9 protein-coding genes are annotated in these 11,669 nt (G+C 67.3%); all 9 read left to right on the forward strand.

Annotated elements, in window-relative coordinates:
* The first annotated feature begins 184 nt into the window (after positions 1-184).
* The 9 genes from AC3DE2_RS11740 (at position 185) to AC3DE2_RS11780 (ending at position 11,663) form a co-directional block, all read left to right on the forward strand.
* Positions 185-655, forward strand: coding sequence for a hypothetical protein (locus AC3DE2_RS11740; RefSeq protein ID WP_488426323.1), 471 nt, complete (start codon positions 185-187; stop codon positions 653-655).
* A gap of 86 nt (positions 656-741) precedes the next feature.
* The gene (locus tag AC3DE2_RS11745) at positions 742-1,215 is read left to right on the forward strand and encodes a hypothetical protein (RefSeq protein ID WP_488426324.1); all 474 of its coding nucleotides are present in this window, start codon (positions 742-744) and stop codon (positions 1,213-1,215) included.
* Between the two features lie 94 nt (positions 1,216-1,309).
* Positions 1,310-2,347 (forward strand): sugar kinase, encoded by a 1,038-nt coding sequence (locus tag AC3DE2_RS11750; RefSeq protein WP_488426325.1) that lies wholly within the window; start codon positions 1,310-1,312, stop codon positions 2,345-2,347.
* 248 nt (positions 2,348-2,595) lie between these two features.
* Positions 2,596-3,435, forward strand: a complete 840-nt coding sequence (locus AC3DE2_RS11755; RefSeq protein WP_488426326.1) for an HpcH/HpaI aldolase/citrate lyase family protein — start codon at positions 2,596-2,598, stop codon at positions 3,433-3,435.
* A 97-nt stretch (positions 3,436-3,532) separates the two neighbouring features.
* Complete coding sequence (locus tag AC3DE2_RS11760) at positions 3,533-5,944, forward strand: sodium:solute symporter family transporter (RefSeq protein WP_488426327.1); 2,412 nt, start codon at positions 3,533-3,535, stop codon at positions 5,942-5,944.
* Positions 5,945-6,029: 85 nt separating this feature from the next.
* The gene (locus AC3DE2_RS11765) at positions 6,030-6,905 is read left to right on the forward strand and encodes a LysR family transcriptional regulator (protein ID WP_295377708.1); all 876 of its coding nucleotides are present in this window, start codon (positions 6,030-6,032) and stop codon (positions 6,903-6,905) included.
* 272 nt (positions 6,906-7,177) lie between these two features.
* Positions 7,178-9,385 carry a TonB-dependent receptor gene (locus tag AC3DE2_RS11770; protein ID WP_295377711.1) on the forward strand — a complete coding sequence of 736 codons (2,208 nt, stop codon included), beginning with the start codon at positions 7,178-7,180 and terminating at the stop codon, positions 9,383-9,385.
* 23 nt (positions 9,386-9,408) lie between these two features.
* The gene (locus tag AC3DE2_RS11775; RefSeq protein ID WP_488426328.1) at positions 9,409-10,716 is read left to right on the forward strand and encodes a serine hydrolase domain-containing protein; all 1,308 of its coding nucleotides are present in this window, start codon (positions 9,409-9,411) and stop codon (positions 10,714-10,716) included.
* Complete coding sequence (locus AC3DE2_RS11780; RefSeq protein ID WP_488426329.1) at positions 10,713-11,663, forward strand: ribokinase; 951 nt, start codon at positions 10,713-10,715, stop codon at positions 11,661-11,663. Before AC3DE2_RS11775 ends, AC3DE2_RS11780 begins: the two co-directional genes overlap by 4 nt.
* Positions 11,664-11,669 lie beyond the last annotated feature (6 nt).

The raw sequence follows: 11,669 nt of genomic DNA on the forward strand, positions 1-11,669 counted from the left end.
GCGGGCCCAGGACAGGAAGCGACGCCTCTGCTTGAACGGAAGGTGTCCGCCATCACCGACCCCGATTCCGTTTCCGCCGGGTTAAATCCGGGTTCACGCGCCAGGCGACATCTTTCACGCACAGGCCCGCAGGAACCGGACCTTTCACTTACCGGCCCGCTGCGGCGGGCCACCGGAGGATGTCATGGCAAGCTTCTCGCTCACGCGTCTGTTGGCTCCCACCGTCCTGGCCGCCGGCCTGGGGCTGGCGGCGCTGGCTCCCTCGCCGGCCCGTGCGGACGACGATCTGGTCCGGGTCCTCGTGGACGTGGCCGATGTCATGTACCACGGCGGGCAGCCTTACTACCGCTACGGGGACGGCGACCGCTACGGCTATGGCAATCGCGTGGTCATCGTGCGCGATCGCTATCACCGCCCGACCTACTACCGCTACGTGCCGCGCCAGTACTACCGCACTCCGCCCCGCGGCAACGCCTACGGCTACTACCGCAACAATCCGCACTATGTGCGCTACGTGGATCGGGATCGCTACTACCGGTATGACCGCTACGATCGCCACGACCGCCGTGACCGGCACGATCGCCGGGATCGCTGGGACGACGATGACCGCCGCTGGCGTCGCCATGACGGACATCGCCACCACGACGACGATTGATCCGGACATCGCTGCAGGACCGAATGGCGGCCGGCATTTTTTGCCGGCCGCCTGCTTTTGCGCAGCCGCTGCGGCACAATGCCCGCATGTCGGCGTCTTCCCGTTCCCGCACCGTTCTTTTCCGGCTGGGCCTCGTGCTCGGCCTGCTGGCATGCGCGACGGTGGACGCCGCCACGCCCGCGCCGCCACAGGCCGAATGGCCCGGCAGCGGCGATGCCTCCGTGGACCGCCACCTCAAGGACATCAACGATTACGCGGCACGCTATCCGGCCGCGTTCGCCGACGAGATGTCGCGCTACTACAGCGTGCCGCGCGCGTACGTGGAAGCGATGATGAAACAGCCGGACTGGTCCGCCGGCGACATCTACATGGCCTGCGCGGTCGCGCAGGTGGCGGGGCAACCGTGCCGCGCGGTGGTGCGCGAATGGTCGCGCGATCACGCAGGCGGCTGGCGCGCGGTCGCCGAGCGCCTGGACGTGCGTCCGGGCACCGCGGACTACCGGCGCCTGCGCAAGGGGCTGGACGATACCTATCGCCGCTGGGAGCGTCCGGCGCCCTGATCCGGCATCGGCTCCGACGTGGTTTCCGGCGGCCTGTCGATGCGGGCACGCGGACGATGGCCGCGCGCCGTACACTCCGCGTCCGGCACATGAAATGACAGGGAAGGGAGACAGGGTGGGGAAGGTCGTCTGTTTCGGTGAATTGCTGTTGCGGCTGGGCGCTCCCGGCCGCGAAACCCTGCTGCAAACCCCGGCGCTGGAAGTGCATGTCGGCGGTGCCGAAGCCAATGTCGCCGTGTCGCTGGCGCGATTCGGCCATGCCGCGTGGATGGTCGGCGTGGTCGCCGACAACCCGCTCGGCGAGGCCGCGGTCGGCGAACTGCGACGGCACGGGGTCGACACCACGGCGGTGCAGCGGCAACCAGGGCGGATGGGGCTCTACTTCCTCACCACCGGCGCCGTCCATCGCCCTTCGCAGGTGCTCTACGACCGCGCCGGTTCGGCATTCGCGCAGGTGGGGGGCGGACGCCATGACTGGCCCACGCTGCTGGCCGGCGCCGACTGGCTGCATGTGTCCGGGGTAACCCCGGCCCTGGGCGCCGAAGCCGCGCGCGGCACGCTTGAAGCGATGCGCGCCGCGCGCGCGGCCGGGATCCGGGTTTCGTTCGATGGCAACTACCGCCCGCAACTCTGGCAGGCTTGGGACGGCGACGCGCCGACCCTGCTGCGGGGCCTGATGGCCGAAGCGGACGTGATGTTCGCCAGCCATCGCGACATCGAAGTGGTGCTGGGGCATGTGTTCGAGGGCGACACCGCGCAGGAGCGCTTCGCCGCCGGAGCACAGGCGGCGTTCGCGGCGTTCCCGAACCTGCAGCGGATGGCCGCGACCGTGCGGGTGCAACGCAGCGTGGATCACCACGCCTTGTCGGCGGTGTCGCTGCGACGCGGCGAACGGTTGCAGGGAACGCCGGAATACGAGATTCCCGGGATCGTCGACCGCATCGGCACCGGCGACGCTTTCGCCGCGGGCGTGCTGCATGGCGCGATGAGCGGCCGCACCGACGCCGACGCGCTGCGTTTCGGCCTTGCCGCCGGTTGCCTCAAGCATTCGTTGCCGGGTGATTTCAGCACCCTGGGCGTGGCCGACGTGGAAGGTTTCCTGGCGCAGGCGGGATTCGACGTCCGCCGCTGAACGCGGCGACGCAGGTTGCGTTGCAGCAAATCCGCGGGACGAAGCGGGAGAGCGGGCGGCGGCGGCGCCTCCCTTCCGCGCAACGGGCGGCGACTCCCGACGCGGAAGGCCGCCGGATCACCGGCGGCGCGGGATGCGGGCCGTGCGTGCCCGGGTATCGCAAGCAAATGTTGGGTCTGAAGATGCCGGGCAAGACTTTTCTTTGTGTCCGCATCGTTGAAACTGCCTCGCCATGAAGAGTGCGGTCCATGCGTAGCAAGCTGTTCGTGCCCGGCAGTCGCCCGGAACTGTTCGCCAAGGCCCTGGCGAGCGGCGCCGACGCGATCTCCTTCGACCTGGAGGATGCGGTGCCGCAACCGCGCAAGGCCGAGGCGCGCGCGAACCTGGCCGACTTCCTGGGACGGCCGGGCCTGCCGGCGGACAAGGTGATCATCGTCCGCACCAACGCGCCGACTTCGCCGGAGTTCGCCGCCGATCTGGTCGCGCTGGCCGGCCGGCGCGTGGACATGCTCAACCTGCCCAAGATCGACAATGCCCGCGACGTGACCACCGCCGTGGTCGCGATGGCCTCGCTGCTGGCGACCGAGCAGGCGCCGGAACTGCTGGTCAACATCGAAACGCCGTCGGGCCTGCGCCATGCCGCCGAGATCGGACGCGCGCATCCGCGCGTGGCCGGGCTGCAGCTGGGCCTGGGCGATCTGTTCGAAAGCCTGGGCATCGAGCGCCGCGATCCCGCCAACCTGCATGCCGTGCTGTACGCGCTGCGGATGGCGGCCGCCGAGGCCGGGGTGTTCGCCTATGACAGCGCGTATCCCGATGTCGAGGACGAAGCCGGATTCCGGCTCGAAGCCGGGATTGCCCGCCGCCTGGGCTATCTGGGCAAGAGCTGCATCCATCCGCGCCAGGTCGCCCTGGCCAACGCGGCGTTCCAGCCGTCCGAGGAAGAAATCGCCCGCGCGCGGCGGATCGTCATGGCCGCCGCCGAGGCGGCGCAGCAGGGGCTGGGCGCCTTCCTGCTGGAAGGTCGGATGATCGATCCCCCCTACCTGCATCGTGCGCAAGCCATCGTCGCGGCGGCGGATGCATGAAGATCGCGGGGGAAACGCAGGGCCCGTCTCCGCGGAGGCGCCTGACGGGCATGTCCGGCGCCGCAACCACACCGAATCAAGCAATCATGGAAACCCGATGAGCCGAACCGCCGTCCCGTCCGCATCCACGGAGGCACCCGGCTTCCTGCGTGTCCTGTCCTGCCTGCTGCTGTTGCTGTGTGCCGGCATCCCCGGGCTGCGCGCCGAGAGCCTGACGTCGGTGGAGCGCAGCGCACTGCCGGCACTGCCCGCGGGTGCGACGGTGGAGCGGCTGCAAACCATCGAGGACCGCCCGATTGCCCTGGGAACATCAGGTGCCTGGATCCTGTCGGCCGACGGCCGCCAGTGGCAGGCCGTGTCCTGGCCGGACGGACAGTCACCCCGGGTACTCGATGCCGGTGGCGACGGCCGCCAGTTGTTCGCGCTGGTGTCCACGGGATCGGAGCCCGGGCGGATCGAACAATGGCGGCTCAGCGGAAACGCGATCACGCGCCAGCTGCTACCCGCGCTTCCGGAGGCGCTGCGCTGGGCGCGCTTTGCCATCCTCGGCGACGTGTTGTACGTGGCCGGCGCCGGCGAAGGGCCGCCCCGCCTGTGGCGCACGGTATTGAGCGCACCTGCCGCCTGGAGTGACGGTCCTGCGTGGCCGGAGGGCGTGGACGGTGCGGATCTGCTGGCCCAGACCAATGCCCTCTACCTGATCGGTGGTGGCACGACCTCGCAACCGGTGTGGCGCTGGACCGCCGATCACGGCTGGGAAGCCAAGCCACCGGTGCCGGGTACGCGCCTGCCGGGATCGGCGCGTTCGCTGGGGCAGGCGCACCTGTTGATGCTGGTGCGCGACAACCGCGGCACGCACCTGATGACGTACCACACCATCACCAGTGCCTGGGCCACGCTGCCCACCGAGGTTGGTGCCGGCGTGCGCCGGGCCACCGCATGGCACAACGGCCTGGCCTGGACCACCGATGACGGCAAGGGCGGGCAGGTACTGGAATTGGCGCAGCTGGCTTCCGGCAAGCACCTGCTGAAGTGGATGGACTGGCTGGTGATCATCGTCTACCTGGCGTCGATGATCGGCATCGGCATGTATTTCTACCTGAAGGAAAAGCGCAACTCGACCTCGGATTTCTTCGTTGGTGGCCGCAGCATCCCGTTCTGGGCGGCGGGGGTGAGCCTGTATGCCACCAACACCAGTTCGATCAGCTTCATCGCCATTCCGGCCAAGGCGTTCGAGACCAACTGGCAGTACATGACCAACAACCTGATCGCCGTGATCGGATTGATGTTCGTGGCGGTGTGGATCGTGCCGCTGCTGCGCCGGCTGGATCTGATGTCAGTGTTCTCGTACCTGGAAACCCGTTTCCATCCGGCCATCCGGATGCTCGCCAGCGCGCTGTGCATCGCCATGCAGGTCGGTGCGCGAATGAGCGTGATCCTGTTCCTGCCCGCGCTGGCGATCGCCACCATCACCGGCATCAGCGTGGTCTGGAGCGTGATCCTGATGGGCGTGTTCACCATCATCTACACCGCGATGGGCGGCATGAAGGCGGTGATCTGGACCGATTTCGTCCAGGTGTTCGTCAAGATGGGCGGCGCGATGTTCGCCATCGGCTTCATCATCTGGCACCTGAAGGGCGGGGCGTCGGAGTTCTTCACCACCGCGATGGCCGAGCAGAAGATGCACACGCTGGACTTCAGCTTCGACCTGACCAAGGCGACGGTGTGGGGCTTCATCTTCCTGGTGATCTTCGACGTGGTGCTGACCTTCCCGAAGGACCAGGTGCTGATGCAGCGCACCCTGTCGACCAAGTCGGACAAGGAGGCCGGGCGTTCGATCTGGGCATTCGCGGCGATCATGATCCCGGGCGGATTCATCTTCTACGGCATCGGCACGGCGCTGTTCGTCTACTATAAGAACAATCCGGACCGGCTGAACCCGCTGCTGCCGATCGATGCCACCTTCCCATTGTTCATCGCCGCCGAGCTGCCGCCGGGCGTGACCGGGCTGATCATCGCCGGCATCTTCGCCGCCGCGATGGCCACGCTGTCGAGCATCATGAACAGCGTCGCCACGCTGATCTCGGTCGACTTCTACGAAAAACTGTCGAAGAAGGCCGACCAGAAGAAGAGCGTGCTGTTCGCCGAGGTGACCACGGTGATGGTCGGCCTGGTCGGCATCGGCCTGGCCCTGTTGCTGTCGCGCTACGACATCCACTCGCTGTTCGACATCTCCATCGAACTGGCCGGCCTGCTGGGCGGCGGCTTCGCCGGCGCGTACACGCTGGGCATGTTCACCCGCCGGGCCAATTCGCCGGGCGTGGCGATCGGCATCGGTTCGAGCATCGTGCTGACTTTCCTGGCGTGGTCGATGGATCTGGTCCATCCGTACTTCTACCTGGCCATCTCGATCCTGCTGTGCATCGTCATCGGCTACCTGGCCAGCCTGATGTTCCCCGCGCCGCAGCGCTCGCTCAAGGGCCTGACCATCTACCGCGATGCCGAATGAGCACGCGCTCCGCCCCTGCCGTTGGTCCTGTCGCGCCCGCGTCGGGGCTGCGGTAGCCTGCTGAGCGCACGCCAGGGGGAGAACCGTGGATACCCAGTTCCTGAATACCTTCGTCACCGTGGTCGATCGAGGCTCGATGGCGGCGGCCGCGCGTGAGTTGAACATCACCCCGGCAGCGGTGGCCCAGCAGATCCGTACCCTGGAACGCGAACTCGGCGCTTCGCTGATTGCGCGGGTGGGCCGGACCGTCAGCGTCACCGAGGAGGGTTCGCGAATCATCCAGCGCGCCCGCGACCTGCTGCGCGACGTGGCCGACATGCGCAGCGTCGCCAACGACAGCGCGGTTTCCGGCGAACTGCGCCTGGGCGCGTGCCCGACCGCGCTGGCCGGCATGCTGCCGGACATCCTGGCGCGGATGGTGGAAACGTTTCCGCAGATCAACGTGTTCATCAAGCCGGGCTATTCCGCCGATCTCTATCGCGCGGTGGAATCCGGCGAGCTGGACGCGGCGATCGTGCTGCAGGCCCCGTTCTCGCTGCCCAAGACCTGCCAGTGGCAACTGTTGCGCGAGGAACCGCTGGTGGTGCTGGCGCCGGCGGCGATGGCCGGCCGGGACCCGCATGAACTGCTCGCCACCCAGCCGCTGATCCGCTACGACCGCAACCAGTGGGGCGGTCGCCAGGCCGACGAATACCTGCGCACGGCCGGCATCGTTCCCCACGAGCGGTTCGAACTCAACGCGCTGAACGCCATCGCGGTGATGGTGGACCGCGGCCTGGGTGTGTCGCTGGTGCCCAACTGGGCCCGCCCCTGGCCGGAAGGACTGGACCTGGTCCGGATCCCGCTGCCGAACGAATGCGTGCCGCGCCGGATCGGCATGGTCTGGTCGCGTTCGACCGTGCGCATCCGCCTGGTCACCGTGCTGCTGCAGGAAAGCCAGGCGGTTTCGCAGCTGTCCTGATCGCGGCCGATGTTGCACTGCATCGATACCGCCGGCCCGGATCACCCAACAAAAACTAGGCTCTGAACATAGGCGCGGAGGATTCTTTCCGTGACGGCGTGCACCTAGGCTCTGTCGACATTGTCGAGGCTGTCGCCGGCGTCTGGGAGGAACGCCTGGCAGCGCGGGCGCTTTTCCTGTTGCCCGCGGATGCGAAACCACAAGAACGCCATCGGGGAGCCCCGCGGCCATATGCCGGGGTTCTTGCAGCCACCATCTCAGAGAAGAACACCATGAAGCACGTGCCCGCCGCTTTCGGCGTATTCCTGCTGGCCGCCGCCGTTAGCGCCAGCGTCAAGGCCCAACAGAACACCCCGCCGCCGCCGGACGACGCCACCCAGTCCGGCGAGGTGGAAGCCACCAACCTCGACCAGGTCATCGTCACCGGCGTGCGCACGCCGAAGGCGGTGGACAAGATCCCGGGCGCGATCACGCTGGTGTCCAAGCAGGAAGTCGAGCGCACGCTTGGCCTGACCGAAGATGCGACCGCCGTGCTCGCACGCCAGGTGCCCGGCTACTCGGAATCCTCGCAGGCGATGAGCAATACCGGCGAGACGCTGCGCGGGCGTATCGCCCTGCGCCTGTTCGACGGCATCCCGCAGACCTCGCCGCTGCGCGAGGGCAATCGCTCCGGCACCTTCACTGACATGGGCCTGGTTGGCCGCATCGAGGTCATCAATGGCCCCTCGGCCTCCGAGGGTATCGGTGCGCAGGGCGGCATCATCAACTATCTGTCCAAGACCCCGACCAAGGACGGCAGCGAAACCACCGTCACTTCGCGCTACAGCACCCAGAACGGCGACGACAGCGAAAGCTGGAAGCTGGGCGTCACGTACGCGTACAAGGCCGATGACTTCGACCTGCTGACCGCGGCTTCCTTCATCGATCGCGGTATTTCCTACGATGGCCGCGGTCGCCGGATTGGCATGAATGCGAGCGGCTCCATCTCCGATTCCAAGGCCGACAACCTGTTCATCAAGTGGGGCATGAACTTCGGCGAGGCGGGGGAACAGCGTGTCCAGGGTTCCTTCAGTCGATTCAACGTGAAAGGGAACAACAACTATCATTGGGTTCCCGGCGATCGCGAACAGGGCATCACCGATACCGCCGAACGCGGCCGTATCCCCGGTTCAAGGGCCGAGTTCAACGATTTCACCCAGTTCGCGTTCTCCTATACCCATGGTGATTTCTTCGCAGGCACCCTGAAAGTGGACCTGTACAAGGCCAACCAGGCCATGCGTTATCCGGCGGAGAATGGAGATGATCGCCAGGATCCGGTGATCGCGCCGATTGGTACCTTGTGGGATCAATCCGAGATTCATTCCAGCAAGCAGGGCCTGCGCACGGCCTGGACGCGGCCGCAACTGTTCGGCGTGGATGGCCTCGAAATGCGCATGGGCCTGGACCTGGTCGAAGACGAGACCGAGCAGAGCCTGGCATTGACCCATCGCGTCTGGGTGCCACCGATGACCTACAAGAGCACCGCGCCCTACGTGCAGCTCTCCTATGACATCGGCCCGGTGACCTTGAGCGGCGGCCTGCGCCGCGAGGATGGCGAGCTATCGGTGGACGACTACACCACCACCTGGTTCCGCGATCGTCGCTCCGTCCTGGGTGGAAAGCTGTCCTACGAGGAAACGCTCGCCAACTTCGGTGCCATCTGGCGCCTGCCGGCTGGATTCTCGGTGTTCGCGTCCTATGGCGAAGGCTTCGGCCTGCCCAACGTCGGCATCCCGCTACGCAACCTGCAGTGCTCCAACGACTCGCCGGAAGGTACCCAGCCGGACGGCTGCCCCAACGACCCGCAGGCCACGGTGGCCGGCATCGTCGATCTGCAGCCGATCATCGCCGACAATCGTGAAGTCGGCTTGAACTGGCAGGGACAACGCGGCAGCTTTGGCCTGTCCCATTACAAGTCGGATTCGGATTTCGGTGTTTCCCTGGCGGTGGACCCGATCAGCCGCGATTTCGTGATGGTTCGCGCGCCCGTCGAAATCAAGGGTTACGAGTTCAACGGCGAATACAACTTCAACGATCAATGGAAGGCAACCGCCCTGTACTCCCGTATTCGCGGCAAGACCACGTTCGTGACTAACGGTCCCCTCGACAAGGAAATGGGCATCAACGACATCAGTCCCGACAAGATCGGCGCGTCGCTGACCTGGAACTTCCTGCCGCGCGGCAACGTGATCCTGGGCGCCACCCAATGGCTGGACCGCGATATCAACGAGGGCCGCTCGGGTGAAGAGCACACCAAGGGCTATACCCTCTACGATCTGACCGTCAACTATGAAACCGAGAAGTACGGCAAGTTCACCCTGGGCGTGGAGAACCTGACCGACAAGTTCTACATCCTGAGCTGGTCGCAGATCGACTTCTACCGTAACTACTTTGCCGGTCGCGGTCGGGTGATCTCGTTGACCCACACCATCAACTTTTGAAACGGACGACTCCCCCACGTCGGATGTTTCAGGGAACGCACGGGCAGCGGGCGTGGCCGCTGCTGATGGCCGCGCTGATGGCCGTGCCCGCGGCGCGGGCGCAGGCGCCGGTGGTGGATCTTCCGTCCGCGGCTTCGGCCGCGGCGGAAGGTTTCTCGCCGGCCCGCCTGCAGCGGCTGGATGATTTTCTCGATCAAGCAACCGGACCGAAAGGCTATCCGGGCGCGGTGGCCCTGATCGCGCGCGACGGCAAGGTCGTCACGGTGCAGGCACACGGCTACCGCGACCTCGCGCGCAGCCGGCCGATGACGGAGGACACGATCTTCCGCATCTACTCGATGACCAAACCGATCACGTCGGTGGCGGTGCTCCAGTTGATGGAGCAGGGCAAGCTGGGCCTGGACGACCCGGTCAGCCGCCATCTGCCGGCATTCGCGCATATGCAGCGGTTCGCGGGCGGGACGGCGGACGCGCCGGTGCTGGAACCGGTGGAACGCGCCATCACCCTGCGCCAGTTGCTCACCCATACGGCCGGTTTCGCCACCGGCGGCGAGGGCTTCGAGGAAGCCACGCGACTGCTGGAGCGCGCGGACCTGCATGGGTCGCCGGACCTGGCGGGCTTTGCCGCGCGCCTGGCGAAGGTGCCGCTGGCCACCGAGCCGGGCACCCGCTTCAAATACGACGGCACCGGCATCGAAGTGCTGGCGCGCGTGGTGGAAGTGGTGAGCGGGGAATCGTTCGAGGCCTATCTGCGCCGGCACATCCTGGCGCCGCTGCGCATGCGCGATACCGGCTTCAGCGTGCCGGAAGCCGCGCGCGGACGCGTGGTCGACCTGACCCGCATGGGCGCCGACGGGAAACTCGCGCTGGACGACAGCCGCAGCGCCCGTCATCCCGGCGAGGCGCTCAATGCCTATCCCAGCGGTGCCGGCGGACTGTATTCCACGGCGTCGGACTACGCGCGGTTCTGCCAGATGCTGCTCGACGGCGGGATCCTGGACGGGCAGCGCATCCTCGGCCGCAAGACGGTCGAGCTGATGATGATGAATCACCTGCAGGACCAACTGGATCCGCCGGTCACCGAGTTCAGCCCCGCCGAGGGCTTCGGCCTGGGAGGTTCGGTGATCCTGGACGTTGCCGGTCGCGGCCGGCTGGGATCGGTCGGCGCCTACGGCTGGTCCGGCGCGGCCTCCACCTATTTCACCGTGGACCGGCAGGAGCGCATGTTCCCCATCCTGCTGCTGCAGCATCTGCCGGACGGACAGCCGCACGGTCTGCCGCGTCTCGCCACGCCCTTCTACAACCTGGTCTACCAGGCACTGGAACCATGACCGCAACACCCAGGCACATCCTCGTCGCCGGTTCGGCGAACCTCGATTTCGTCGTCCGCGCCGCGCACGTGCCGGCGCCGGGCGAGACCGTGCTGGGACGCGACTTCGCGACCTTCCCGGGTGGCAAGGGCGCCAACCAGGCGGTGGCGGCGGCGCGCGCCGGCGGCGCGCCCACCCGCATGCTGCTGGGACTGGGCGAGGATGCGTTCGCCGCGACCCTGGAAGCGTCGCTGCGCGATGCGGGCGTGGATCCGGTGATAGTCCGCTCGCGCAAGCTGCCCACCGGCACCGCCTTCATCTGCCTGTCCGACGACGCGGAGAACGCGATCACCGTGGCACCCGGCGCCAACAACGCATTGCGTGCCAGCGATCTGCCGCCGCTTGCGGCGGTTTCGCACCTGCTGCTGCAACTGGAAACACCAATTGAGACCGTCACCGCCTATGCCGCCACCGCGCGCCATGCGGGGGTCAAGGTGGTGCTCAACGCCGCGCCGGCGCGCCCATTGCCCGACGCGCTGCTGCGCGCGGTCGACGTGTTGATCGTCAACGAGGGCGAACTGGAAACCCTGGCCGGCGCCGAAGGCGGCATCGCCGACCGCCTCGATCGCCTGGCCATGCCCTGCGTGGTGGTCACCTTGGGCGCACGTGGCTGCATTGCCCGATGCGACGGCGAAGTCATCGTGCAGCCCGCGTTCCCCGTCGTGGCCGTGGACACCACCGCCGCCGGCGACACCTTCTGCGGCGCGCTGGCCGCGCGCCTGGCCCGGGGCGAGGCCCTCGCCGATGGATTACGCTACGCCTGCGCGGCCTCGGCGCTGGCCTGCATGCGTCTGGGCGCGCAGGCGTCCATTCCCGCGCGCGAGGCGGTCGAAGCCTTCCTGCGCGACGCGCCGGCCGGTTCGCCGCAGGCACGCCAGGCCCTGGCCGCGCACTGCGGACTGATCTGAATCCCC

This window comes from Pseudoxanthomonas sp. 68-E7, from assembly GCF_057773145.1.

What these genes read in the sequence shown, in the direction of transcription:
- AC3DE2_RS11740 (WP_488426323.1), top strand. Translation starts at nt 185, where the DNA reads ATGGCAAGCTTCTCGCTCACGCGTCTGTTGGCTCCCACCGTCCTGGCC.
- AC3DE2_RS11755 (WP_488426326.1), top strand. Translation starts at nt 2,596, where the DNA reads ATGCGTAGCAAGCTGTTCGTGCCCGGCAGTCGCCCGGAACTGTTCGCC.
- AC3DE2_RS11750 (WP_488426325.1), top strand. Translation starts at nt 1,310, where the DNA reads ATGACAGGGAAGGGAGACAGGGTGGGGAAGGTCGTCTGTTTCGGTGAA.
- AC3DE2_RS11745 (WP_488426324.1), top strand. Translation starts at nt 742, where the DNA reads ATGTCGGCGTCTTCCCGTTCCCGCACCGTTCTTTTCCGGCTGGGCCTC.
- AC3DE2_RS11760 (WP_488426327.1), top strand. Translation starts at nt 3,533, where the DNA reads ATGAGCCGAACCGCCGTCCCGTCCGCATCCACGGAGGCACCCGGCTTC.
- AC3DE2_RS11770 (WP_295377711.1), top strand. Translation starts at nt 7,178, where the DNA reads ATGAAGCACGTGCCCGCCGCTTTCGGCGTATTCCTGCTGGCCGCCGCC.
- AC3DE2_RS11780 (WP_488426329.1), top strand. Translation starts at nt 10,713, where the DNA reads ATGACCGCAACACCCAGGCACATCCTCGTCGCCGGTTCGGCGAACCTC.
- AC3DE2_RS11775 (WP_488426328.1), top strand. Translation starts at nt 9,409, where the DNA reads ATGTTTCAGGGAACGCACGGGCAGCGGGCGTGGCCGCTGCTGATGGCC.